This window comes from Pimelobacter simplex (assembly GCF_024662235.1).
In the GTDB taxonomy this organism is placed as follows: domain Bacteria; phylum Actinomycetota; class Actinomycetes; order Propionibacteriales; family Nocardioidaceae; genus Nocardioides.
On sequence record NZ_CP096276.1, the window covers coordinates 5278595 to 5303457 of the forward strand.

Here is a 24863-nt window from a genome sequence, read left to right on the forward strand (position 1 = left end):
GAACCGTCGCATGCGGCGATCCTCGGCAGCCCTCGGCACCCTCCTCGTCCTGGCGGGTGCGCTGAGCGCCTGCTCCGGCGACGACTCCGGCAAGCGCGCCCAGGCCGTCGTCGCCCAGCTCGCCGGTGCGCTGACGGTCGCCGCGACCCCCGTCGAGGGCGACAAGAGCGCCTCCCCGGCCCCCGACCCACTCGCCACCGTCCCCTTCGCCGGGGCCGACGGCGCCAAGGTCGGCAAGGCGTACGCCGACCTCGTGGCCGGCATGGACGGCATCGCCCCCAAGGTCACCGTCCGTGAGGTCGACGACGAGGCGAAGAAGCCGACCGCCACCCTCGCCTGGTCCTGGCCGGTGGTCGACGGCGTCGACCCGTGGACCTACGAGACCACCGTCGGACTCGTCCAGGACGGCGACCGCTGGTCGGTCACCTGGGCGCCCGACCTCGTCGCGCCCGACCTCGCCGAGGGCGACGCGCTCGACGCGGTCACCCTGCCGACCGATCGCGGTGACATCACCGGTGCCGGCGGCTCGGTGCTGGTCACCGAGCGCTCGGTGGTCCGGGTCGGCATCGACCGGATCCGGGTGCCCGTCGCCGACGCGCCGGCCTCGGCCCGCGCGCTCGCCCGGCTGGTCGGCATCGACGTGGCGCCGTTCGTCAAGGCGGTCAAGGACGCCGGGCCGCGCGCCTTCGTCGAGGCGATCACCTACCGCGCGGACGCGGTACCGCAGGGGGTGCGCGAGCGCATCTCGTCCATCACCGGCGCCCACCAGGTCAGCGCCCAGCTCTCGCTCGGCCCCTCGCGCGACTTCGCCGCGCCGATCCTCGGCCGGGTCGGCCCGGTCACCGCCGAGATGGTCGAGAAGGACCCCGACGCCTACCGCAGCGGCGACGTCGCCGGCATCTCCGGCCTCCAGGCCCGCTACGACGACCAGCTCCGCGGCACGCCCGGACGAGTGGTCCGCGCCGTGCCCGCCGCCGACGACGCCCAGAGCCGCGAGCTCTACCGCCACGACGCCGTCGCCGGCAAGAGCCTCGCGATCACCCTGGTCGAGCGCCTCCAGACCCTCGCCGAGCAGGTCCTCGCCGACGTCGGCCCGGCCAGCGCCCTGGTCGCGATCCGCCCGAGCGACGGCTCGATCCTCGCCGCCGCCAACGGGTCGGGCACCGGCGGCCAGAACTACGCCACCTTCGGCCAGTTCGCCCCCGGCTCGACCTTCAAGGCCGTCACCTCGCTCGCCCTCCTGCGCGCCGGCCTGACCCCCGACACGACCGTGCGCTGCACCCCGACGGTCACCGTCAACGGCAAGCAGTTCAAGAACTACTCCGACTACCCGGGCTCCGCGATCGGCACGATCCCGCTGCGCGAGGCGATCGCCCAGTCGTGCAACACCGCGCTCATCAACCAGCGCGCCGACCTGTCCGACGGCGACCTGTCGGGGGCCGCGGCCACGCTGGGCCTGGGGGTCGACCACGACCTGGGGTTCCCGTCGTACTTCGGGGAGGTGCCGGCCAAGCCCGCCAGCGAGACCGAGGGCGCGGCCGACCTGATCGGCCAGGGCAAGGTCCTCGCCTCGCCGATGGCGATGGCCACCGTGATCGCCAGCATCCAGGCCGGCAAGACCGTCGTCCCCCGTCTCGTCGACCAGGTCAAGGTCGCGGTCCCCTCGGCCACCACCCCGCTCACCGCCGCCGAGGCCCGCCAGCTCAAGGCGATGCTGCGCGGGGTCGTCACCAGCGGCAGCGGGCGCGGGCTGCTCGACGTACCGGGGCCGGAGGTGATCGCCAAGACTGGCACCGCCGAGTACGCCGACGGCGGCACCATCAAGACCCACGCCTGGATGATCGCCGCCCAGGGCGACCTCGCCGTCGCGGTGTTCGTCGAGACCGGTCAGTCCGGCTCCCAGACCGCCGGCCCGCTGCTCGAGGCCTTCCTGCGCGGCGCCCGCTGACCGCGCGGCGCTCGCGCCGCCCCAACGCGGCAGCGCGTCGAGAGCCGCACCCGGGCAGCTTGCTGCCCCCCGAACAGGCGAAGACGCGCTCGCGCCGCCCAAAACGGAGCGAGCCCCTCATCGCATGGGGTCGACAAGGGGCTCATGTCGTATCGGTGCTCCCTCCGAAGTACGACTGGACTCACGATAGCGCGTGGGTCGTGAGGGTCAAAGCCGAATCGACGATTTTCTCGGCGTCCGGCGTAACGGACCGGATCCCGCATCGTTGCCCCTGCCTCGTCGAGGAGCGGAGTGCAAGAGTGGGCGCATGAGCTTCCGTGAGCGCCTGCACCACCTGCTGCCCGAGTCGCGCCGCCAGCTGTACGTCGGGGGCGCGTGGGTGCCGTCCGGGAGCGGGGCGCGGTTCGACGTGCTCGATCCGGCGGACGGGTCGGTGCTGGCCGATGTCGCCGACGGCACGCTGGACGACGCCCGGGCGGCGCTGGATGCGGCGGCGGGTGCTCAGGAGGCGTGGGCGGCGACGGCGCCGCGGGAGCGGGGCGAGATCCTGCGCCGGACGTTCGGGCTGGTGACCCAGCATGCCGACGACCTGGCGCTGGTGATGAGCCTCGAGATGGGCAAGCCGATCGGGGAGGCCAAGGGTGAGGTGACCTATGGCGCGGAGTTCCTGCGGTGGTTCTCCGAGGAGGCGGTGCGGATCCATGGCCGGTGGATGCAGAACCCGGCGGGTGGGAGCCGGCTGCTGACCGTGCGCAAGCCGGTGGGGCCGTGCCTGTTCATCACGCCGTGGAACTTCCCGCTGGCGATGGGCACCCGCAAGATCGGGCCGGCGATCGCGGCGGGCTGCACGATGGTGGTCAAGCCGGCGGGGCAGACGCCGCTGACGATGCTGCTGCTGGCGGCGCTGCTCGAGGAGGCGGGGCTGCCCGCCGGCGTCCTCAACGTGGTGACGACGACCGACTCGGGTGGGCTGAGCAGCACGCTCCAGGCGGACGCGCGGCTGCGCAAGGTGAGCTTCACCGGGTCGACGTCGGTGGGCAAGCGGATCGTGGAGCAGTCGGCGGGTCAGCTCCAGCGGGTGTCGATGGAGCTGGGCGGCAATGCGCCGTTCCTGGTGTTCGCCGACGCCGACCTCGATGCGGCCGTCGAGGGCGCGATGATCGCGAAGATGCGCAACATGGGCGAGGCGTGCACCTCGGCCAACCGGTTCCTGGTGGAGGCGAGCGTCGCCGAGGAGTTCGGGACCAGGCTCGCCGAGCGGATGGGTGCGCTCAAGGTCGGGCGCGGCCAGGAGGTCGGCGTCCAGGTGGGTCCGCTCATCGACGACAAGGCGGTCACCTCGGTGGCCGCGCTGGTCGACGACGCCGTCGACCGCGGCGCGCGGCTGCTCACCGGAGGGCAGGCGCCCGAGGGTGGCGCGGGCTTCTTCTACCCGCCGACGGTGCTGGCCGACGTGCCGGCGGACGCCGACGCGGTGCGCAACGAGATCTTCGGGCCGGTCGCGCCGATCACGACCTTCACCGACGAGGACGAGGCGATCCGGCTGGCCAACGCCACCGAGTACGGCCTCGCCGCCTACGCCTACACCCGCGACCTGGCCCGCACGATCCGGCTGGCGGAGCGGCTCGAGACCGGGATGCTCGGCATCAACACCGGTCTGGTGTCCAACCCGGCCGCGCCGTTCGGTGGCGTCAAGGCGAGCGGGTTCGGTCGCGAGGGCGGCTTCGAGGGCATCGAGGAGTACCTCGACACGACGTACGTCGCACTGCCGGTGACGTGACCGAGCAGCTCACCCCGCTGACGCCTGCCCCACGGGGGTGGCTGCGGGCCTTCCGGCCGTTCCGGCACGCGTCCTACCGGCGGCTCGGGTCGTCGCTGGTGCTGACCAGCTTCGGCGGCGGCGTGTGGGTGGTCGCGCTGGTCTGGGAGGTGATCCGGATCGGCGGCGGCGCCAGCGCGCTGTCGCTGGTGACGACGGCGGGCGCGGTCGGCGTCCTGGTGCCGGCGCTGCTGGGCGGCGTGGTGGCCGACCGGGTGCCGCAGAAGCTCATCCTGCTGGTGACCACCTCGGTCGAGCTGGCCGGGATGGTGCTCGTCGCGGTGCTGTCGTTCGCCGACCTGACCCAGCTGTGGCACCTGGCGGTGGTCGCGGCGGGCGCCGGGATGGCGATGGCGTTCTACTACCCGGCCTACTCGGCCTGGCTGCCGGCCCTGGTGCCCGAGGAGGACCTGCTCGCGGTCAACGGCTTCGAGGGCATGGTCCGCCCGACGATCGGCCAGGCGCTCGGGCCCGCGGTGGCCGGTGCGGTCGTGGGTGCGGCGTCCTCGTCGGCAGCGATCGCGGTGGCCGCGGCGGCCTACCTGGCCGGGCTGCTGGTGCTGACCCTGGTGCCGCTGACGGCGGTGCGCCGGGAGAAGCCGGCCCCGACCGAGAGCGGCACCGAGGCGGCGGCGCTGGCGACCGCGCTGGCCGACATCCGCGAGGGCTTCGCCTACATGGTGCGGACGCCGTGGCTGCTGGCCTCGCTGCTGTTCGCGTCGGTGATGATCCTGGTGATCATGGGGCCGCTCGAGGTCCTGGTGCCGTTCCTGATCAAGGACGACCTCGGCGGCGGCCCGCGCGACCACGCGCTGGTGATGGCGGGCTTCGGTCTCGGCGGCGCGGTGGGCTCACTGGTGACGGCCTCGCGGCCGATGCCGCGGCGCTACCTGACCTGGATGATGCTGATGTGGGGCGTGGGCTGCCTGCCGTTCCTGGCGGTCGGGTTCGCGACGGCGGTCTGGCAGGTGGTCGCGGCCGCGGCGGTGATCGGTGCGCTGTTCGCGGCGCCGATGGTGCTGTGGGGGACGCTGCTCCAGCGCCGGGTGCCGCCCGAGCTGCTCGGCCGGGTGGCCTCGCTCGACTTCTTCGTCTCGATCAGCCTGATGCCGGTCTCGATGGCGCTCGCCGGACCGGTCGCCGAGCTGATCGGGCTCAAGGCGACGTTCGCGATCGCGGCCGTCGTCCCCGTCGTGGTCGCGATCGTCGCGGTGGTCGCGGCGCGGCTGCCCGCCGACGAGATCGCGCACCCGCTGCGCGACGAGGGGTGAGCCTCAGCCGGTGGTCGGCAGGCTCGCCTCGAGGCCGGCGAGCACCCGGTCGAGGTTGAAGTCGAAGACCGCGGCGGACGCCGCCTCGGCGTCCTCGGACCAGGTGTCGAAGTAGGCGTGCATGGCCTCCCAGGCGGGCGCCGTCCCGGGGGCGGGGGCGACCTTGCGCATCCGCGCCGGTACGTCGCCCGCGCCGACCCCCGCCGCGGTCCGCTCGTCGCCGAGCGCGACGAGCAGGATGGCGCTGTTGAGCAGCAGCGAGTACGCCCGGGGCGCGTCCGCTCCGAAGCCGGCGTCGAGGAGGAGCGTCACCCCGCGCTCCATGATCGGCATCGCGGCCGGTACGCCGGCGCCGTCGCGGCTGAGCCGGAGCGCGACCCCGCGGTAGCGGCGCAGCACCGTGCGGCCGTCGGTCAGGAAGGTCCGGAACCACTCCTGCCAGGGCAGGTCCGCCGGCGGGTTCGTCATCTCCGCGACGACCCGGTCGACGACCGCGACGCAGACCTGCTCGCGGGTGCCGACGTGGTGGGTGATCGTGTTCGGCCAGGTGTCGAGGGCGGTGGCCAGGTCGCGCAGGCTCCAGCCGTCGATGCCGTGCTCCCGGGTGAGCTCGAGGGCGGTCGTGACGACCCGTTCGGGAGTCACCGGCGAGCGGGAGGGTCGGGCGGCCACAGGGCCACCGTGCCACAAAGGGGTTGGCACGCCAGCAACTTAGGGTTACCTTATTGGACACTGTCCAAGAAGGAGTTCGCATGTCGCCCCCCGCCCCCCTCGCCACGTCACCGGAGGCCCCGACGGCCGCCGCCCAGCGCCGTCCCGGCCTGGTCCTGGCCGTGGTCTGCCTGTGCCAGCTGATGGTCGTCCTCGACATCACGGTGGTGAACGTCGCGCTGCCCTCGATCCGCGACGACCTCGGCTTCGCCTCCGCGGACCTGCAGTGGGTGGTCAACGCCTACACGCTGACCTTCGGCGGGCTGCTGCTCCTCGGCGGCCGGATCGCCGACCTGTTCGGGCGCCGCAAGGCGGTCCTGCTCGGGTTGAGCATCTTCGCGATCACCTCGCTCGCGGCCGGGCTCGCCCAGGACCCCGGTCAGCTGATCGCCGCCCGCGCGATCCAGGGCATCGCCGGCGCCGTGCTCCTCCCGGTCAGCCTGACGATCATCACGACCACCTTCCCGGAGGGGCCCGAGCGCCGTCGCGCGCTCGGGATCTGGTCGATGGTGGCCGGCTTCGGCAGCGCCAGCGGCGTCCTGCTCGGCGGCGCGCTGACCCAGGCGCTGAGCTGGCCGTGGGTGTTCTTCGTCAACCTGCCGATCGCGGCGCTCGCCATCCCGCTGGCACTCGTCGCCGTCCGTGACCTGCCGCGGCGCCGGCCCCGGCTCGACCTCTTGGGCGCGGTGCTGGTGACGGCCGCGACCTCGCTGCTCGTGTACGCCGTCGTGCGCACCGACCGCTACTCCTGGGGCTCGGCCCACACGCTGGGGCTGCTCGGCCTGAGCGTGCTGTTCGGTCTCGCCTTCGTGTACGTCGAGGCGCGGGTCGCGCGCGAGCCGCTGGTCCGGCTCGGGCTGTTCCGCCAGCGCTCGCTGGCCGTGGCGGGGACGTTGATCTTCTTCATCGCCCTCGGCCAGTTCGGCGCGTTCTACCTGGCTTCGCTCTACCTCCAGAACGTCCTGGGCTACACGCCGCTGCAGGCCGGGCTGTCGTTCGTGCCGTTCAGCATCGGCACCGTCGCCGGGACCATGGTCGGGATGCGGGTCGCCGCGGCCCGCGGACCCTTCTGGCCACTCGTGGGCGGGCTGGCGCTGACCGCGATCGGGATCGGCTGGTTCGCGACGATCGACGTCGACGGCGGCTTCGTCGGCAACCTGCTCGGCCCGTCGATCGTGGCCAGCGTGGGCCTGGGCGCCTGCTTCGTGACCGCCACGATGGTCGGCACGAGCGGGGTCGACCCGGCGGAGGCGGGCCTGGCGAGCGGCGTCCTCAACGCGGCGCGCCAGATCGGCGGCAGCATCGGCCTGGCCATCCTGGTCACCATCGCCGACAGCACGACCCGCCACCACAGCGGCCCGCCGCTGGTCGCGCTCAACGCGGGCTACGCACGGGGCTTCCTGGTCGCGGGCTGCCTGCTGGCGCTGGCCCTGGCGGTCTGCGTGGTGCTCGCCCCGCGGCGCTCAGCCGTCGAGTGAGCCGAGCACCCGGAGGTTGTGCCGGTAGCCCCGGAGCTCGTAGCCGACGACCGTCACCCACGGCGTGAGCGCCACGACCAGCAGGCACCAGACCAGCGCGACCCCCGCGGCGGCGAGCAGCACCGAGCCGACGACGAGCGCGGCCGAGATCGCCAGCAGGACCACGTGGAGCGAGTCGAAGCTGCGCGTCTGCACGGTGTAGCCGGCGTACAGGAAGACGGTGAACAGCGCGACCGGGATCGCCACGGAGAGCACCGAGCCGACCAGACCGATGTGGTACTCGTGGCTGAGGTAGTAGGCGCCCACGTGCAGGCCGGCTCCCACCGCGACGATGCTGCCGAAGAGCGGCATGTGTCCGTAGCCGAACGAGAACGAGCGTTCGCGGTGGGCATGCAGGATGTCGGCGAACGGGATCACGAAGTAGCTCCACCAGATGCCGAACGTCAGCGAGATCCCGGCCAGGGCGAGCCACGCGATGTCCCAGGTCAGGCCGTCGGTGGAGAGCTCGCTGATCGCGGCCATCGTGCCGATCATCCCCTCGCCGAGGGCGATGATGACCATGAGGCTGTAGCGCTCGGCGATGTGGTGGGCGTGCCAGGGCGTCCCGCCGCGGCGGGTCTCGGCGTACGCCGGGCCGCCGATCTCGATCAGGAACGGGATGACCATGAGCGCGAACGTCGTCCCGACCGGCAGGTCGACCAGGGCGAGCGCGCACCAGAACACCTGGGCGACGAGGATCGAGACGATATAGGCCTGGCAGGCCGGTCGCCGTGCCGCGTCGTGCCGGCCGGCCCGCCACCACTGCAGGACCATCGCGACCCGCATGACGACATAGCCCCAGACCATGACGTCGTTGTCGAGCGTCTCGCCGTGCTCGTAGATGGAGGTGAACATCGGCTTGAGGCCGATCGCGAACACCAGCACGCCGATCATCTGGAGCATGGTGGTGAGCCGGTAGATCCAGTCGTCGGTGTCGTAGGCCGAGGCGAACCAGGTGAAGTTGATCCACGCCCACGAGACGCCGAACGTCGCGAAGCAGAACCCGAGGATGCCCGCCCAGACGTGCTCCTCGGCGACCGCGTGGGCCAGCTCGTTGGCGGCGGTGCCGAAGGCGACCACGAAGGTCAGGTCGAAGAGCAGCTCGAGGGGGGTCGCGGCCCGGTGGCCCTCGTGCGGATCGCGGCCGAGCATCCGACGGGTGCGGTGACGGACGTTCGGAACGGCGGTCTGCTCGGACATGCGCGGGAGTCTAGGCCGCGATCTGCGGGCTTGCCGACCGGGCGCGTGCCGACACGCGCGAGAAAGATTGTGGGGTCGATCGGCGTAAGGAACGGTCGCCAGCGGCGTCCGACGTACATGAGAACGCCGATCGCGCTACAGAAGCGTGACCTTGGCACCGTATCACATATGACCCCCGAATGGGGGTCATATGGGCCAGGTGCCAGCGCCGATCGCCCGGTAGGTCGTTCTCGAAGTGACGGGAGATCGCGCCGATCAGCCCCCCCGTACGCCGCACACCGACGTGCCGTGGGGGCTGCCGGTGGGCCCGGGGGGAGCAACGGGCACCCGTGACGAACGAACAAGCCGCGCTGGGCACTCCAGGGGCGGCGCCGAGATGAAGGGGACAGGTCTATGAGCAGCTCGACTTCGAGCCATCCTGCATGGCGAGCGTGGGTGGTGGGCCTGGCGCTCGCCCTCTGCGCCGCCGTCGTGTCGCCGTGGACGCCGTCGGCGTCCGCGGGAACGACACCGGCACCTGGCGACACCGTCTGGATCGGGTCCCTGACCCAGGGCCACAGCGGATCGTCGATGCACGCCGTCTACAGCCCGGTACCGGCTGACACCGCCAACCCGGGCACCCCGGACTTCTGGGCGTACTGCATCGAGCACAACGTCTCGGCCAAGACGAACACCACCGCGGTCGCCGGCGACGTCTCGTCCTTCGTGGGCGCGAACCTGTACGACACCGACCCGACGGTGCCCGGCAAGGTGCTGTGGATCCTCGCCAACAGCTACCCGGCGCTCAGCCTGGCGGACTTCGCGACCGCCGCGGGCGTCCCGGGCCTGTCGCAGAAGGACGCCGTCGAGGCCGTCCAGTACGCCATCTGGCGCTACACCGACGTCGGCTGGGACTCGAACTGGAACTGGGCGGGCTCCGACTCGGAGGCCAACGCGGAGGCCGCGTACTGGTACCTCATCGGCAAGATCAACGCCGGCAACACCCTGGCGGCCAGCCCCGCGGTCACCGCGTCGGTGACCGCTCCCGCCGGTGCCCAGCAGGCCGGCACCCTGGTCGGCCCGTTCACGGTGCACACGAACCAGCCGACGGTCAGCGTCTCGGTCGCGCCGGGCGTGACCCTGACGGACGGCGCCGGCGCGCCGATCAACGCGGCGTCCGTGGTCGACGGTCAGGAGATCTACCTCGACCTGCGCGGCTCGACGACCGCTGGTTCGGCCACGGTCACCGTGACCGCCCAGGGCTCCGGCGGCACTGGCACGGTCATCTCGGTGCCGACGACCAGCGGTGGTACGCCCACCGCCGGCAGCCACCGGCAGTCGATGGTCCTGGTCGCCGCCAGTACCGCCACCACCACCGGCACGGCCGCGGCCGCCTGGGCCGCCGCGCCGGCGCCGAGCATCGGCACGACGCTGACCGACAAGGCCGACGGCGACCACGCCATCCCCGCGGGCGGCGGCACGGTCGTCGACACCATCGCCTACCAGAACCTCGTGCCCGGCACGTCGTACACGGTGACGGGTGAGCTGATGAAGAAGTCGGACGGCTCGGCCACCGGCATCACGGGTTCGAAGACCTTCACCCCGGCCTCGGCCAACGGCACGGTCGAGGTGGAGTTCACGGTTCCTGCCGGGTACGCCGGGCAGTCGCTGGTCGCCTTCGAGCAGCTGAAGGTCACCGGTCAGGCGCCGGTGGTGGCCGCGCACGAGGACATCAACGACACCGCCCAGACGGTGTCCGTCGACAAGGCCGCGCCGACGGTGACCACCGAGGCCAGCGCGGCCACGGTCACCCTCGAGGGCGGAAGCGTCGCGCTGCACGACGTCGTGACCGTCACCGGTCTCGTCCCGGGCGGCGCTCCGGCCAGCACGGGCACGGCCACGCTGTACGGGCCGCTCAGCAGCGTCGACGCGTCGGTGTGCACCGAGGCCAACGCGGTGGGATCGGTGACCTTCACGCCGGCCAACGGGACGATCTCGACGCCGACGATCACGGTCGACCAGCCGGGGCTGTACACGTGGCAGGTCCACCTGAGCGCGAACGACCGCAACACCGCGGCCAGCCACGCGTGCGGTCTGGCCGCGGAGACCACCGACGTGAAGAGCCCCGTCCTGCCGGGTCAGGCGAAGGTCTCCCTGACGACCGAGGCCTCGCACCGCACGGTCAAGCCGGGCACCGCGGTGTTCGACAAGGTCACGATCAAGGGCTTCGTCCCCGGCCACGGCGCGACCGGCTCGGCCACGCTGTACGGACCGTTCGCCTCCCGGGCCGACATCACCTGCACGCCGGCGACTGCGGTGCGCACGGTGGCCTTCACGCCGGCCAACGGCACCATCGCGACGCCGTCGGTGCAGGTGAACCGCACGGGTTACTACACCTGGGTGGCCTCGACCACGGCCGACAGCCGCAACACTGCCGCGACCCACGCCTGTGGCCTGGTGGCGGAGACGACGATCGTGCGCAAGCCGTCGTACGCCGCTCCGGTCGTCGGTACCGGCTTCAGCACGGACGGCTGGGACCCGTCGGCGCGTCGTAGCGTCAGCCGGATCCGGATCCCGTCGCTCGGTGTCAACGCGGCCAGCTCGCTGGTCGGCATCACGCGCGGCCAGATGCAGGTGCCGGGCAACGTGGCCCGTACGGGTCAGCTCACCCAGTCGGCTGCGGCCGGCGACCTGATCGGTACGACGGTCATCGCCGGCCACGTGTCCGACCGGCACGACCGGCCGGGGGCGTTCTGGAAGCTGTCCAAGATCCGCAAGGGCAAGGTGGTCACGGTCGTGCAGGGCGGCAAGACGCTGCGCTACCGGGTGACCGGCATCGAGCGGTTCTCGCGGACCAAGAAGCTGCCCGCGCGGTTCTTCTCGACCACGGGTGCGCACCGCCTGGTCCTGATCAGCTGCACCGGCCGGACGACGACGCCGGGCGGTGGGTTCCACTACCGCCAGAACGTCGTGGTGACGGCGGTGCCGATCGACTGACACGTAGCCCCCGATCGGGTGTCATCTGCGGCAAATCCGCGGACTTCTCCACCCAGGCCCGTTCGGGATCGGCCACGCTCTCCCCATCCCCCTCCGGGGTGCCCGGTGGACGGGCGGGGACAGACGTCAGGCCCATGAGATCCCCACACCTCGTGGGTCCAGGTCCCCGACTGCCGGCGGCGACGGAGCTCCTCCGTCGCCGCCGGCAGCACTTCCGCGGTGGCTCGCACGCCGCGCGGGGACAGCGCTCAGGTACGCCGGCCCAGGAGGGCGAGCACGTGCTCGCCCGCGGGAGCCTCGGTGGCGACCGGGACCGGCGGGGCGAACCGGTCGTCGCCCTCGAGCGCGATCCGCAGCGCGGTGGGGAGCAGCTCGGCGGCGAGCCGCTCGGGCAGGGGGGTGCCGCGGCCCGTCGTACGGCCGACGTCCCAGCCGTGCACGGCGATCTCGACGGCGGCCAGCCGGGCGACCGCGTCGACGGGCAGGGGGTGGCCGCCGACGTCGACGTACGGCGAGCTCGCGTGCATCCAGGCGGCCAGCAGTCCGCAGGCCTTGGTCTGCAGGCTGGTGACGCGCGCCTCGAGCGGGGCCGGGGCCGCGCTGCGCAGGCCGATCGTGCCGTCGGCGGCCTCGGCGAAGGCGTCGAGGGCGTCCTCCATGTGGGCCAGCAGGTCGGCGAGGTCCCAGCCGGCGCAGGGGGTCGGACGGTCGACGTCCGCGCAGGTGATCGTGCCCAGTGCGGCGCGGGTGTAGTCGAGGGCGCGCTGCAGCACGTCGAGCCCCGCGACCAGCCCGGCCGGGGTCGGCTCGGCGGTCATCGGGCTCACCCCGCGCAGGCGGGGGCGTCCGGGACGGGCACGTAGTCGGCCGGCAGCCGCTCGGGCAGCCCGAAGCGCGCGAAGAGCCGGGCGTCGAAGAACGCGGTGACGTGCTCGACGCGCAGGTCGTCGCCGGACCCGGTCATCTGGAGGACCTGCAGGTGGAACGGCTCGAAGTGGCCCTCGGGGTGACGCATGTAGAGGCCGAACGCGGGCTGTCCGTTGGCGATCGTCTCGACCATCGGCATGTCGTTGAAGCCGCCGGGGCACTTGGTGCCGATGAGCTCGGCGATCGCGGCGGCGCCGCGGTAGTGGTTGAGGAAGGGCGGCATGTCCCAGGTGGCGTCGTACTTGAGGAGCTGGACGATCTGGTCGATGTCCTTGCGCCAGAACGCCGCCAGGTAGGCGTCGAGGAGCTGGCGCTGGGCCGCGTCGAGGTCGGGCTCGACCGTGTCGGGGGTCAGGCCGCGCTCGGCGAGCTGGGCGTGCGCGCGCTGGAGCGCGGAGTTGACCGCGGCGGTCGTCGTGTCGAGGGCGGTCGCGGTCTCGGCGGCCGACCAGCGCAGCACGTCGCGCAGGATGAGCACCGCGCGCTGGCGGGCCGGGAGGTGCTGGAGCGCGGCGACGAACGCCAGCCGGATCGTGTCGCGCTCGGCGACCTCGACGGCGGCGTCCGGGATCGGCTCGAGCCACGGCACCTCGTGGTCCTCGAGCAGCTCGTCGGAGGGCGCGGAGTCGGCGGTGCCGAGACCGGTCGGGAGCGGCCGGCGCGGCTTGCTCTCGAGGTTGGTCAGGCACACGTTGGTGGCGATCTTGTAGAGCCAGGTACGGACCGAGCTGCGGCCCTGGAAGTTGGCCGAGGCCTTCCAGGCGCGCAGGAAGGTCTCCTGGACCAGGTCCTCGGCCTCGTGGACCGAGCCGCTCATCCGGTAGCAGTGCGCCATCAGCTCGCGCTGGTAGCGCCCGGTCAGCGTGTCGAAGTCCGCGAGCTCGTCGCTCGCCGTCGTCGCCGCTGTCGTCGTCTGCGCCTGCTCCGTCACCGTGTGTCCCATCGCCATCGTCATCGCCGCCGCCCTGGTGCTCGTCAGTCTGCCTGAAGGGTCCGACCAGGGGCAGGGGCGAAACTCATCGGTGCTGCGGCGCGGATCCTGGGGCGAGGCGGTCGAGGGCCTCGGTCCGGTCGACCAGGTCGGCCATCGTGACCGGCCCGAGCGCCGGCCGGGCCACGGCTCGCTCGGCCGCGAGGACGGTGAGGACGCCGGTCGCGTGCGACTGGCCGGTGCCGCTCGCGCCGAGCGCCTGGCCGGTACGACGGTTGACCGCGACCACCTGCCAGGCGGCCGAGCCGACGTGCGGCGAGTGGCGCAGCAGGCCGCCCGCGCCGGTCCGCGCCGCGAGCCCGAGCGCGACCGTCGCGGCCCGGCTGCTCAGCGTGAGGTGGCTGCGGATCGCGACGCCGAGCCGCTCGCCGACGAGCACGTGGTCGGGGAAGTCCGCCCGCAGGTAGGTCCGGGTCCGCCCGTCCGGACCGGTCAGGCGCCGCCGGTCGCGCAGGTTGAGCACCCGGCCGCCCTCCGGCGGGGCGTGGACCGGGGCGCCGACCAGGTCCGCCGTCCACTGCACGGCCGCGTCGCCGTGGCGCTCGGCCGTCCCGAGCAGGACGCCCACGTCGATCTCGTCGTCGGGCCGGACGTCGAGCGCCGCGACCAGGACCGTGCTCAGTCCCGGGGCGAGCCCGGCACCGAGGACGACGGTCGTCGCGGCCGGTGCCGCCTCCCGCAGCGCGGCCAGGTAGGAGCTCGTCGCCGAGATGTCCACGAGGACGGATGCTCCCGCTGCCGCGACCACGGTGCTCTCGACGCCGGCCGCGTTGACGAGGACGTCGTGCCCCTCGACCGCACGGGCGAGCGCGCGCCGGGCGGCGTCGTCCTCGGGGCGGGTCAGGTCGACCGCGACCCCGTCGGGCGGCGCGGTGCGTCCGGCCGGGGTGACCTCGTGGCCGCGGCGGCGCAGCTCGGCGACGACGACGCGGCCGACCGCGCCGCGGGCGCCGAGGACGAGGGCCCTCATCGTGAGGTCCGGGGGGAGAGGTGAGGGAACGGATGCATCGGTCATCTCCAAACGTTTGGTTGGAGATGACCGTAGCGAGGCTCGGCCACATTTCCAAACGGATGGTTGGAGTCGGCTACGCTGGTCCCGTGGCATGGGACACCGAGGGGACCCGCACCCGGCTGCTCGACGCCGGGGTCCGCCAGTTCGCGGCGCTCGGCTTCGCGGGGGCCCGGATCGACGCGATCGCCCGTGACGCGGGGATCAACAAGGAGCGGGTCTACCGCTACTTCGGTGACAAGCAGGGGCTCTTCGCGGCGGTGCTCGAGCACGAGCTCGGCGCCTTCTTCGACGGCCTCGAGATCGAGGACACGACGCCCGAGGGCATCGGGGAGTTCGCCGGGCGGATGTTCGACCGCTGCCTGGCCCGCCCCGAGCTCCCGCGGCTGCTGGTCTGGGAGAGCCTCGAGCTCGACGCGCCGGTCGCCGTCGACAGCCGCGAGCCGACCTGCGCGGTCAACGCGTCCCGGATCTGCGCGTCCGTCGGCGGCCTCGGCGGCGCGGCGGCGGAGCACCTGCTGCTGAGCGCCATCTCGGTGGTCGTGGGGTGGTGGAGCCTGTCCCGGCTCACCGAGGTGGTGCTGAGCGATCCCGCATCGGCCGCCGTACGGCGGGGGATGGTGGTCGACCAGATGACCGCGCTGGCCCGCGCGGCGGGCCAGGCGGGCTAGGTGGGCCAGGCAGGCTAGGCGGGCTGGGTCCGGGCCGCGGCCAGCACCCGCTCCGCCGCCGGTACGGCGAGCGCCCGGTCGGCCGGGACGAGCCCGATCCGGGTGCGGCGGTCGAGCAGGTCGGCGACGTCCGCGGCGCCTTCGTGGGTGACGCCGAAGAACAGCTCGGCCCCCACCGTCGGCACGCCCTCGGCGATCGGCGCGAGCAGGTCGGCGGTGCTCCAGCCGCTCGCCTCGACGGCGGCGGACAGGACGAGGTCCGCATCGGCGCCGTAGCGCCGGATGAGCCGGGCCTGCCCGGGGTGCGCGGCGCGGGCCGCCGCGTCGGCGAGCGCCGCGCGCGGGGCGGCGCCGGCCAGTGGCAGGGTCGCGGTCACGCACGGGCCGGCGCTCGCGCCCAGGCCGGAGGCGGCGACCGCGGCGTCGACCGCGTCCTCGGCCATCCGGCGGTAGGTGGTGAGCTTGCCGCCCACGATCGTCACGACGCCGGTGCGCGAGGTCAGCACGGCGTGCTTGCGGGACAGGTCGGCGGTCGCGTCGTCGCCGCCGTCGAGCAGCGGCCGCAGGCCGGCGAAGGCGCCGACCACGTCGGAGCGGCGCAGCGGCCGCGCGAACGAGGCCGCGACGACGTCGAGCAGGAAGCCGATCTCGACCTCGGTCGGCTCGGCGACGTCGGGGACCGGGCCGTCGACGGGCTCGTCGGTGAGGCCGACGTAGAGCTGGCCGTCGGGCTGGGGGAGCACGAGCACGAACCGGTTGGTCTCGCCCGGGATGGGGGCGAAGACGGCGACGTCGAGACCGGGCAGCGCCTCGCCGCGCAGCACCAGGTGGGTGCCGCGCGAGGGGCGCAGCCGGACGTCGTCGACGAGCTCGCCGGCCCAGACGCCGGTCGCGTTGACGACCGCGCGGGCGCTGACCTCGACCTGCGTCCCGGTGAGCTCGTCGCGCAGGACGACCTGCTGGCCGGTCGCGCTGAGGACGCGGGCGTGGGTGCGGACGTGGGCGCCGCGCTCGGCCGCCGTACGGGCGATGGTGGTGACCAGGCGGGCGTCGTCCTCGAGCTGGCCGTCCCAGCCGAGGTAGGCGCCGCGCAGTCCGTCGGTCCGCAGCGGCGGCGCGAGCCGCCGGGTCTCGGCGGCGCTGAGCCGGCGCGGCCGGGGGAGGGTGTCGCTGCTCGTCCCGGCGGCTCGGCGCAGCAGGTCGCCGCCGAGGAAGCCGGCTCCGGCGAGCGTGCCCATCGGCCGGCTGACGCCGGCGGAGAGCGGGATGATCGAGGGCAGCGGCCGGGTCAGGTGCGGCGCGGTGGTCTCCATCAGGATGCCGCGCTCGACGGCGCTCTCGTGGGCGATGCCGACCTGGCCGGAGGCGAGGTAGCGCAGTCCGCCGTGGACCAGCTTGGACGAGAAGCGCGACGTACCGAACGCCAGGTCGTGGGCGTCGACCGCCAGCACGCTCAGCCCGCGCGCGACCGCGTCGAGGGCGACGCCGGCGCCGGTGATGCCGAGGCCGATGACGACCACGTCGACCGTGGTCGGGACGGCGGCGAGGCCGGGGGTGATCCGGGTGGGGGTGAGGCTGGTCATGGCTGGAGGCTCCGGACGACGAGGGTGTGCAGCTCGGTCTCGAGGGCCGACTCGTCGACCACGTCGTCGACCATCGTGTGCGCCGACAGGACGTAGCCGTGGGCCGCGAGCAGCAGCCCGCGCGCGATCGCCGCGGGTGCGCCGGCGCGGATCGCGCCGTCGTCCTGGCCGGTCGCGATCGCGGCGCCGAGGACCTCGAGGATGAGCTCCTGCGAGCGGCCGCGGCGGGCGAGCAGGTAGGGGAGGATCAGCTCGGGGTCGAGCTCGACGATCCGGGTGAACAGCTCGTTCTCGCGCAGCGCCCCGACGGTGGCCACGACGGTGTCGGCGATCGAGCCGGGCGTGGGCGGCGTCGCCGCGTCGACCCGGCCGGCGACCAGGGAGCCCCACTCGCGGGTCATCAGGTCGGCCAGGAGCGCGGGCATGTCGGACCACGCGCGGTAGATCGTCATCCGCGAGACGCCCGCCCGCCGGGCGACCTCGGTCAACGTGGTGCGCCGCCAGCCCACGTCGAGGATGCACTCGCGGGCGGCATCGAGGTAGCCGTCGCGCGGGGTGCTCTCGGTGCTCCCGGGGCTTTCGGATTCGCCGTTGTGACGATGTGACGTCATGTGTAACACTGTAACACATGACCACCGAGCGCCCCGCCGCCCTGCAGCCCGAGATGCCCGCCACGCGCTGGGGCGACCCGGCCCATGCCACCGGCCTTCCCGACGGTGTGCGCGACCTCGTCGGCCTGGTCTTCCCGATCCAGGACACGCCCGCCCGGACCGACGTCGCGGTGCCCGCCTCGCGACTCTCCGCGGATCAGCTCGACGGCCTGCGCGCTCTCGTCGGCGAGGCGAACGTCGTCCTCGACGACGGGCTGCGCCGCCAGCGCACGCGCGGCAAGTCCACGCCCGACCTGCTGCGCCAGCGGGCCGGCGACCTCGGTGACGCGCCGGACGTCGTCGTCCGGCCGGGCGGGCACGACGAGGTCGTCGCCGTCCTCGCGTACGCCGCGGAGCAGCGCATCGCCGTCGTCCCCTTCGGCGGCGGCACCGCGGTCACCGGCGGCCTGGTCGCCGACCCCGCCGGCCTGACCGGGGTGCTCTCCCTCGACCTCGGCCGGATGCGCGGCCTGCTCGCGCTCGACCCCGTCTCCTCGACCGCCACCTTCGAGCCCGGCCTGCGCGGCCCCGAGGCCGAGGCGCTCCTCGCCCAGCACGGCCTGATGCTCGGCCACTTCCCCCAGTCGTTCGAGTACGCCACCATCGGCGGCTTCGCCGCGACCCGCTCCAGCGGCCAGTCGAGCGCCGGCTACGGCCGCTTCGACGCGATGGTCGTCGCGCTCCGGGTCGCCACGCCCGTCGGCGACGTCCGGCTCGGTGCCTCGCCGGCGAACGCCAGCGGCCCCGACCTGCGCGAGCTGTTCCTCGGCTCCGAGGGCGCCTTCGGCGTGATCACCGAGGTGACCGTCCGGGTCCGCCCGCTGCCCGAGGTCAAGGAGTACGAGGGCTGGCGCTGGGAGTCCTTCGCCGCCGGCGCCGACGCGATCCGCGCCCTCGCCCAGTCCGACCTGCTGCCGACGGTGATCCGGCTCTCCGACGAGAACGAGACCGCCATCAACCTCGCCGACCCCGAGTCGATCGGTGGCGAGGGCAACGCCGGCTGCCTGATGATCGTCGGCTACGAGGGCACGCCCGCCGCGGTCGCGGCCAAGAAGTCCGCCGTCACCGCCGCCCTCACCGACCTCGGCGGCGCTCCCCAGGGATCCGGCCCGGGGGAGGCGTGGGCGCACGGCCGGTTCAACGCGCCGTACCTGCGCGACAGCCTGCTCGACGTCGGTGTCCTGGTCGAGACGCTCGAGACGGTCACCTTCTGGAGCAACCGGGAGAACCTCTACACGCGCGTCAAGGCCGCCCTGCAGGAGACCCTCGGCGAGGGCGCCATGGTGCTCTGCCACATCTCGCACGTGTACGCGACCGGGTGCTCGCTCTACTTCACCGTCGCCGCTCCCGGCGGCGCGGACCCGCTCGCCACCTGGCTGCCCGCCAAGGCCGCCGCCTGCGAGGCGATCGTCGCCGCCGGCGCCTCGATCACCCACCACCACGCGGTCGGTACCGACCACAAGCCCTACCTGACCGCCGAGATCGGCACCGTCGGCGCCGAGGTCCTGCGCGCGGTCAAGCGGGCAGTCGACCCCACCGGGATCCTCAACCCCGGGGTGCTGATCCCGTGACCCGCTCCTTCGCCTTCCTCGTCAACCCGAGCTCCGGCGGGGGCGCGGCGCCGCGCGTCGTCGTACCGCTGGCGCGGGCGCTGCGCGAGGCGGGCGCCGAGGTCGAGGTCACCTACACCACCTCCGCCGCGGAGACCCCCGACCTCGTCGCGGCGGCCGTCGCCGACGGCGCGGTCGTGGTCTCCGTCGGCGGCGACGGGATGCTCTCCTCGGTCGCCGGCTCGGTCGCCGCCCTCGGCGGCGTGCTCGCCATGGTCCCGGCCGGGCGCGGCAACGACTTCGCCCGGATGCTCGAGATCCCCCACGACACCGCCGCCCAGGCCGCGCTGCTGCTCTCGGGCGCCGAGCGGGCCATCGACCTGCTCCGGGTGACCCAGGCCGACGGGTCGTCGTACGTCGTGGCGGGGTCGGTCTACGCCGGCGTCGACGCACGCGCCGCCGAGATCGTCGACCGCTCCCACTGGCTGCCCTCGACGCTGCAGTACCCCTATGCCGCGGTGCGCGCCCTGGCGACGTACCGACCGGTGGAGTGCGTCGTCGAGGTCGACGGCGCCCGCAGCGAGCACCGCGCCGCCACCGTCGTCATCGCCATGATGGCGCTCGCCGAAATTCCCCAGGGTCGCTCATCTAAGTTCCCCACCCTGGGCGGTGTCACTGTAGCGGTCGGCGGGTGCCGGTCGCGGCGTGACGGAGTGCTTCGTTCTTGGCGTGGTGGTCGCGGAGTCGGTAGGAGTCGCCGTCCAGGTTGAGCACCACAGAGCGGTGCAGCAGCCGGTCGAGCATGGCGGCGGCGACGGTGGTGTCGCCGAGCACTTCGCCCCAGCCTGCGACGCCGCGGTTGGTGGTCAGCACGATGCTGGTCTTGAGGTAGCGCTGGGACACGACCTGGAACAGCGCGGAGGCGGCTTCGCCGGGCAGCGGCAGGTAGCCGAGCTCGTCGATGACGAGGAGGGTGGGGCCGGCGAAGAACCGCATCGTGGTGGCCCAGCGTCCTTCGATGGCGGCGCGGTGGCAGCGGGCGGCAAGGTCGGCGGCGGTGGTGAAGTAGGTGCGGTAGCCGGCTTCGGCCGCAGCCCTGCCGAGCCCGACGGCGAGATGGGTCTTCCCGACACCTGGCGGTCCGATCAACAAGACGTTGGTCGCGGTGTCGAGGTAGCGGCAGGTCGCGAGCTCCTCGACGAGCTTTTTGTCGACGCCGGGGGCGGCGTCGAAGTCGAAGTCGGCCAACGTGGCCGGGGTCGGCAGGGATGCGAACCGGAGTCGGCCGGCGAGCCTGCGGGCTTCGGTGGCTTCGACCTCACGGGCGAGCAGGTGCTCGAGCGTCGCGGTCATCGACCACTCTTCGGCTTCTGCTTGGGCGAGCACGCCGGGGAGGTGTTCGGCGGCCGCGGTTAGCTTCAAGGCGGCGAGGTGGCCGCGCAGCTGCTGGTAGAGGCTGGCCTGCGTACCGTTCATCGGCACGGTCAGGGAGTCGGTCATGTGAGGGTGTTCCTTCCGGTTGCTGCTCGGTCGTACTTGGACAGGTCGATCACCACGTCGTCGCTGGAAGCGGCGGTGGCGGTGAGGTCGTCGGGTTGCTGGCGAGCGCGCAGGACGTCGGCGGCCGCCAGGGCCGCGGGGCCGGGTGGGATGCGTTCCTTGCGGCGGTGCGGGCGGGAGGTGTCGTGGCCTGCCAGGACGAGCTGCTCGAGCGCGATCACGTGGCCGTGGTCGCGGACCATCACCCCGGCGCCGTCGGGTGCGAGCTCGTGGCGGGCGATCACGATCCCGCTGCTGGTGGCGATGTCGACGTGCGGGTCGCCGAGGCGCTGGGACACGACGACCTGGGCTCGGGCCAGCTCGGGCGGGACGGAGTAGAAGTTCCCGCGCCAGGCGACCAGTGCCTGCGCCGACACCGTCCGGTCCTCGCGGATCGTGGCGGGGAACGGCGTGGCCGGCACCGGCGCCAGTGGTTCGCGTTCGGCGACCGTGAGCACGCTGGCTCGGCCGTCGACGGCGGATGGACGCAGCCGGGCATCACCACGCAGCTCGCAGAAACGGTCCAAGGAGGCTTGGGCTTCCTCGATGGTGACGTCGTCGGGCAGGGTGCGCCACCAGCGTTGCGCGGCGGTGTGATTGGACTTCTCGACCACGCCCTTGCGGTTCCCGCGTCGCGGCGGGCAGATCGCGATCTGGACGCCGTAGTGCTTGGCCACCGCGGCGAACGTCGCGGTCACCTTGCCCGACTCCGGGTGGCACACCGTGGTCATCCGGTCGAAGCGCCACTTCTTCGTCAGTCCACCCAGCTTGCGGGCGACGGCGTCGAGTCCGGCGATCAGGTGCGGCTGCTGCTCGGTCGGAGCCAGTTGGCCGCGCCACTTGCCGGAGTGGGCCAGCGCGCCGACGAGCAGGTGCGCGTTCTTGCCCCATCCCCAGGCCGCTGGCGGGTTGGGGAGCTCGAGCCAGTCCCACTGGGTCTCCTCACCCGGCGGATGCTCGATCGGCGCGTTCGCCCGGCCCTTCGTCGCGCTGCAGGGCTCGCAGTGCGGCCGCAGATCCCGGGTGCGGATCTGGCGGGTGAACGTCGGATACGACCGGTCGTAGCCCAGCGCGGTGACCTCGTCGAACAACGTCACCGCCCACAGGTGCGGGTCCTCGGTCAGACGTGCGCGGACGTAGTCGAGGTACGGCTCGAACGGGTCGTCGTCGGCGGGCTTCCGTTCCCCGGCGACCCGCTCGCCGTCGAGGTAGGCGCGGATGGTCTTGCGGTCCCGGCCCAGGTGCCGGGCGATCGCAGAGATCGTCCAGCCCTGCCGGCGCAACGCGTGAGCGTCGATGTCTTCCTCCCGTGTCAGCATGGGAAGCGAGGGCTCCTTCGTGAGATGGCTGGTGGTCAGAGACCGCCATCTTCGAAGGAGCCCCACCCGCTTCTGGTGGAGCCACGGGGTGGGGAATTTCAGTGAGCAGAACTGGGGAGATTCAGCTGAGCGCCATCAGCCAACTCCGCCTACTACGGCAAGGGCATGGCCATCGCGCCCGGCGCCGTCGTCGACGACGGCCTGCTCGACGTCATCGTCATCGAGGCCGCCTCGCACCTGGACCTGATCCGCTCACTGCCCAAGGTGTACGACGGCAGCCACGTCGCGCTCGACGAGGTCACCGTCCTGACCGGCCGGCAGGTGCGTCTCTCCGGGCGGCACCGTGGGGGTGCCGCCGTACCGGTCGGCGCCGACGGGGAGGCGCTCGGCGTACTCCCCGCCGGCGCTGGTCAGCCGCTGACGGTCGAGCTGATGCCGGCGGCGGTCCGGGTGCTGGCCTGAGGCTTGGCCGCATTCCCCACACGCATAGTGCCGCCGGCAGAACGGGTGACGCCGGGTGCCCGTACCGTCAGGCGCGACTGCTCAGCCAGATTCAGTCAACCCGGACGCTTTCCATGATCCGTATGGTCACGTCGATGTTCGGGCCGGTCGCGATGATGGCGACGTCGCGCTCTGGAACGGTGATGGCAAGAGTCGCGGCCGAGTTCATTCCAACCAGGCTGCCTGACGTCACCCGGCGGATCTGCACGCCGTTGGAGGACCGGGCATCCTCTGTGATCCCATCCCAGGGCTCGCCATAGGGAGGCCTCCTGAGATCCGTGAGGTACACACGGTTGGCAGCTGTCGCGCGGTAGCCCATGCATTCCTCGACAGGCCCAGCCAGCTTCACGACGGCGTTCGTGGACAGCCCGCCTTCGCTACAGTCGTTTGCCTCGACCACGTCCCAGGACGCCGGCACCTCGATGCTCACTCCGTTGCGGTCTACGCGGTCGAACTTGGCTGACGATGCCTGGGGCGAAGGCGATGGGTCGCTTGCAGCGGAATCCACGCCATCGCCTGGCTCGTCGTTCGAGAGCATCATCCCCGCGGCGGTACCGACGGCAAGGAGGGTGACGAGCGCGGAGACGGTGAGGATCCAGCGTCGGCGAGGCGGCGGACCCGCGGGCATGACTGGTGGGCGGGGGGTGATGTCGCTTGCGGATTCACGAAGAATCTCCGAGAGCCTGTCGGTGTCCATCATCGTTCCTGGTACTCCTTGAGGTGGCCGTTTGCCGCGAGTGCTGCGAGTGCCCGCGACGTGCGACTCTTGACTGTCCCGGCCGCAACTCCCAGCACGTCGGCAGTGTCCTTCTCGGACAGGTCGAGGAAGTATCGAAGGACGATCGTTGCTCTTTGGTCGGGCGGCAAGTCCGAGAGCGCCGCGCGAACCAGTGCCGACCTGGCGACCTGCTCTTGCGGGTCGTCGTCGGTGGCCTCGCTCTGTTTCGTCCGCGACTCTGTTCCGGCCGCTCGCCTCGCTCGGCGGGCTCGCCGGGTGGCGTCCTTCTTGAGGCTGTTGATCACAACCTTCATCACGTACGCGTCTGGGTTGTCGAACGCCGATACTCGGCGCCACCGTCGCCACAACGTCGACAGAGCAGCCTGGACCGCGTCTTCGACGTCTTGTTGGGGCCAGCCCGCCAACACCCCGACCCGCACCCACCGCTGGTGGCGCGAGCCTACGAAGTCATCGAAGTCAGTGGTCACTTCTGCCACGACCTAGTCCTTGGTCCCACAACACTAAGAGGGCGGGAACCACAAGAAAGGTTCCCATTGCGGAGCGAAGTTTCGCTGCCGTCCAGACTACGTTGCGACAACGTCGGCGAGACTGAGCCTGACCTCCGGGTCAGGGCACGTTTCGAGGAGCCAGCTCTCGAATTCGGGTGAGCCGGAATCGGTGGAATCGGCGGGAGCAGCGACGAGGGGGACGGCGGCCGCCGCTCGAGATGAGTTCTTGCCTCCGATGACGGCGGCGGCCCCAAGGGCCGCCACGCCTCCGATTGCTGCCCGCCGGCTGAGACCCCGGTTAGCACTGGTAGTCAAGAGGACCTCCCCATCCCTTCACGTTGCCTTGCGGACTGTTGACGAACATGAACTCCCCATCGACGCTGTAGTTCCAGCGTGCCGAGTTCTTGACGTTGACGATGAAGTCTCCGTTCTGGTCCTTGTTCGTGGCCGGAGAGGTTCCGCGCTTGTGGCACCACCGGTTCGTACCTGCGTCGTTCTTGTTCAGGCGCCACCAGTGGTAATCCGTGCCCGGCCAGATGGCGAACCACACTCGGAGCTTGTCTCCGGAGCAGGACATCTTGAGCCCGTCGCCAAGAGCCCCGTTCCGGATGTTCGTCACGGTCGGTGCCGGCACGTTGGGGTAGTGACCGCCGAAGCCGGTGTTGCTTCGATAGCCGGGCTGAGCGAAGTTGTCGGTGCGGTCATTCGTCGCGTAGTTGTAGCAGTTGTTCCGGACGCGGGTGCAGTACACGCCGTTCCAGAAGGAGAAGTTGCTGAACGAAGTCCCTTGCAGGTTGCACGCCGCGGCTGCGAGTTTTCCCGGGGAGGAGGGCTCGACTTGGGAGAAGGGCTCGACCGCCTCGGAGTCCACGGCTTCCCACAGGGCTTCCTGAGCAGGCTCGTTGAGGGTAGCTCCGCGTGCATCCCGGGCCAGTTCCCGCTCGATTTCGGCTCTGCTGAGGCGGCCAGCTGCCTCCGAGCTCAGGCGGAACAGATTCGGCAGCCCCATCTTGGACAGCGCGTCGGCGTCATCGCCGGTGGCGTGGACGATGTATCCGAGGTATCCCAGACGGGTCTCAACCTGATCGATCCCGACAACTGGCGCCGCTCCGTCGGCAATCTGCTCTCTCAGTGACGCTCCTTGAGAAGGGCTCAACGTCCACACCGGATTGGGAACGCCCGAGAAGATGTCGAGGACAATCGTGAACAAGACGCAAAGTCCTTTCATCGTGCGGCGGCGCGGTGATTCGCCTGGTGGCGCTTCTTCCGGTCAAGAAGAATCCCTCGGCTCCGAGGTTCGGAAATAGTCGGCGGACCTCCAAGGAAGGTCAATGGCCATACCGGATTGTGGACACGCGTTGCGCGCCTAGTCATGACTGTTGTTCGGCTCGACGTGACATGGGGCAGCTCTCTGCATCGCCGCGATTGGTCGATGGCATGGAGTGCCGGGCAGG

At 72.2% G+C, this 24863-nt stretch carries 20 protein-coding genes and 1 pseudogene; 9 read left to right on the forward strand and 12 right to left on the reverse strand.

Features of this window, described 5'->3' with window-relative positions:
• Nucleotides 1-10 precede the first annotated feature (10 nt).
• The 3 genes from M0M48_RS25920 to M0M48_RS25930 all read left to right on the forward strand — a co-directional run bounded on the left by M0M48_RS25920 (nucleotide 11) and on the right by M0M48_RS25930 (nucleotide 5038).
• Entirely contained in the window at nucleotides 11-1948 is a 1938-nt protein-coding gene (locus tag M0M48_RS25920; protein ID WP_257753324.1) for a penicillin-binding transpeptidase domain-containing protein, read from the forward strand.
• A 307-nt stretch (nucleotides 1949-2255) separates the two neighbouring features.
• Entirely contained in the window at nucleotides 2256-3728 is a 1473-nt protein-coding gene (locus M0M48_RS25925) for an NAD-dependent succinate-semialdehyde dehydrogenase (RefSeq protein WP_257753325.1), read from the forward strand.
• Nucleotides 3725-5038 carry an MFS transporter gene (locus M0M48_RS25930; protein WP_257753326.1) on the forward strand — a complete coding sequence of 438 codons (1314 nt, stop codon included), beginning with the start codon at nucleotides 3725-3727 and terminating at the stop codon, nucleotides 5036-5038. Before M0M48_RS25925 ends, M0M48_RS25930 begins: the two co-directional genes overlap by 4 nt.
• Before the next feature lie 3 nt (nucleotides 5039-5041).
• Here the strand turns inward: M0M48_RS25930 and M0M48_RS25935 are convergent, their stop codons facing one another.
• On the reverse strand, nucleotides 5042-5710 hold the full coding sequence (locus tag M0M48_RS25935) for a TetR/AcrR family transcriptional regulator (protein WP_257753327.1): 669 nt from the start codon (nucleotides 5708-5710) through the stop codon (nucleotides 5042-5044).
• An 80-nt stretch (nucleotides 5711-5790) separates the two neighbouring features.
• On the opposite strand from M0M48_RS25935, the gene M0M48_RS25940 reads away from it, so the two are divergent.
• The gene (locus M0M48_RS25940) at nucleotides 5791-7227 is read left to right on the forward strand and encodes an MFS transporter (RefSeq protein ID WP_257753328.1); all 1437 of its coding nucleotides are present in this window, start codon (nucleotides 5791-5793) and stop codon (nucleotides 7225-7227) included.
• Here M0M48_RS25940 and M0M48_RS25945 read toward each other — a convergent pair.
• Nucleotides 7213-8466 (reverse strand): low temperature requirement protein A, encoded by a 1254-nt coding sequence (locus M0M48_RS25945; protein WP_257753329.1) that lies wholly within the window; start codon nucleotides 8464-8466, stop codon nucleotides 7213-7215. The two genes, M0M48_RS25940 and M0M48_RS25945, sit on opposite strands and share 15 nt — an antisense overlap.
• Before the next feature lie 393 nt (nucleotides 8467-8859).
• Between M0M48_RS25945 and M0M48_RS25950 the strand changes: the two genes are divergently transcribed.
• Nucleotides 8860-11442: a VaFE repeat-containing surface-anchored protein gene (locus M0M48_RS25950; protein WP_257753330.1), complete on the forward strand. Its 2583-nt coding sequence runs from the start codon at nucleotides 8860-8862 to the stop codon at nucleotides 11440-11442.
• A gap of 248 nt (nucleotides 11443-11690) precedes the next feature.
• Here M0M48_RS25950 and M0M48_RS25955 read toward each other — a convergent pair whose 3' ends face one another.
• From M0M48_RS25955 to M0M48_RS25965, 3 genes are all read right to left on the reverse strand, one after another.
• Nucleotides 11691-12260 (reverse strand): TIGR03086 family metal-binding protein, encoded by a 570-nt coding sequence (locus tag M0M48_RS25955; RefSeq protein WP_257753331.1) that lies wholly within the window; start codon nucleotides 12258-12260, stop codon nucleotides 11691-11693.
• 5 nt (nucleotides 12261-12265) lie between these two features.
• Nucleotides 12266-13318 (reverse strand): sigma-70 family RNA polymerase sigma factor, encoded by a 1053-nt coding sequence (locus M0M48_RS25960; protein ID WP_257753332.1) that lies wholly within the window; start codon nucleotides 13316-13318, stop codon nucleotides 12266-12268.
• A 67-nt stretch (nucleotides 13319-13385) separates the two neighbouring features.
• Nucleotides 13386-14330: an NAD-dependent epimerase/dehydratase family protein gene (locus M0M48_RS25965; protein ID WP_257753333.1), complete on the reverse strand. Its 945-nt coding sequence runs from the start codon at nucleotides 14328-14330 to the stop codon at nucleotides 13386-13388.
• A 128-nt stretch (nucleotides 14331-14458) separates the two neighbouring features.
• Between M0M48_RS25965 and M0M48_RS25970 the strand changes: the two genes are divergently transcribed.
• Complete coding sequence (locus tag M0M48_RS25970; RefSeq protein WP_257753334.1) at nucleotides 14459-15040, forward strand: TetR/AcrR family transcriptional regulator; 582 nt, start codon at nucleotides 14459-14461, stop codon at nucleotides 15038-15040.
• Between the two features lie 14 nt (nucleotides 15041-15054).
• On the opposite strand, the gene M0M48_RS25975 is transcribed toward M0M48_RS25970, so the two are convergent.
• Entirely contained in the window at nucleotides 15055-16623 is a 1569-nt protein-coding gene (locus tag M0M48_RS25975) for a glycerol-3-phosphate dehydrogenase/oxidase (protein ID WP_257753335.1), read from the reverse strand.
• The gene (locus M0M48_RS25980) at nucleotides 16620-17234 is read right to left on the reverse strand and encodes a TetR/AcrR family transcriptional regulator (protein ID WP_257753336.1); all 615 of its coding nucleotides are present in this window, start codon (nucleotides 17232-17234) and stop codon (nucleotides 16620-16622) included. The genes M0M48_RS25975 and M0M48_RS25980 overlap by 4 nt, the downstream gene beginning before the upstream one ends.
• 17 nt (nucleotides 17235-17251) lie before the next feature.
• On the opposite strand from M0M48_RS25980, the gene M0M48_RS25985 reads away from it, so the two are divergent.
• The gene (locus tag M0M48_RS25985) at nucleotides 17252-18844 is read left to right on the forward strand and encodes an FAD-binding oxidoreductase (protein ID WP_257753337.1); all 1593 of its coding nucleotides are present in this window, start codon (nucleotides 17252-17254) and stop codon (nucleotides 18842-18844) included.
• The gene (locus M0M48_RS25990) at nucleotides 18841-19593 is read left to right on the forward strand and encodes a diacylglycerol/lipid kinase family protein (protein WP_257753338.1); all 753 of its coding nucleotides are present in this window, start codon (nucleotides 18841-18843) and stop codon (nucleotides 19591-19593) included. The genes M0M48_RS25985 and M0M48_RS25990 overlap by 4 nt, the downstream gene beginning before the upstream one ends.
• Here M0M48_RS25990 and istB read toward each other — a convergent pair.
• Both istB and istA read right to left on the reverse strand, forming a co-directional pair.
• The gene (gene istB / locus M0M48_RS25995; protein WP_257751254.1) at nucleotides 19496-20323 is read right to left on the reverse strand and encodes an IS21-like element helper ATPase IstB; all 828 of its coding nucleotides are present in this window, start codon (nucleotides 20321-20323) and stop codon (nucleotides 19496-19498) included. The two genes, M0M48_RS25990 and istB, sit on opposite strands and share 98 nt — an antisense overlap.
• Nucleotides 20320-21681, reverse strand: coding sequence for an IS21 family transposase (gene istA / locus M0M48_RS26000; protein WP_257751255.1), 1362 nt, complete (start codon nucleotides 21679-21681; stop codon nucleotides 20320-20322). The genes istB and istA overlap by 4 nt, the downstream gene beginning before the upstream one ends.
• A 150-nt stretch (nucleotides 21682-21831) precedes the next feature.
• Between istA and M0M48_RS26005 the strand changes: the two are divergent.
• A pseudogene (locus M0M48_RS26005) lies at nucleotides 21832-22143 on the forward strand (diacylglycerol/lipid kinase family protein); the annotation flags it as partial.
• 91 nt (nucleotides 22144-22234) lie between these two features.
• On the opposite strand, the gene M0M48_RS26010 reads toward M0M48_RS26005, so the two are convergent.
• The 3 genes from M0M48_RS26010 to M0M48_RS26020 form a co-directional block, all read right to left on the reverse strand.
• Nucleotides 22235-22882 (reverse strand): hypothetical protein, encoded by a 648-nt coding sequence (locus tag M0M48_RS26010; RefSeq protein ID WP_257753340.1) that lies wholly within the window; start codon nucleotides 22880-22882, stop codon nucleotides 22235-22237.
• Nucleotides 22879-23397, reverse strand: coding sequence for a sigma-70 family RNA polymerase sigma factor (locus M0M48_RS26015; protein WP_257753341.1), 519 nt, complete (start codon nucleotides 23395-23397; stop codon nucleotides 22879-22881). Before M0M48_RS26015 ends, M0M48_RS26010 begins: the two co-directional genes overlap by 4 nt.
• A gap of 310 nt (nucleotides 23398-23707) precedes the next feature.
• Entirely contained in the window at nucleotides 23708-24619 is a 912-nt protein-coding gene (locus tag M0M48_RS26020) for a hypothetical protein (protein ID WP_257753342.1), read from the reverse strand.
• Between the last annotated feature and the right edge of the window lie 244 nt (nucleotides 24620-24863).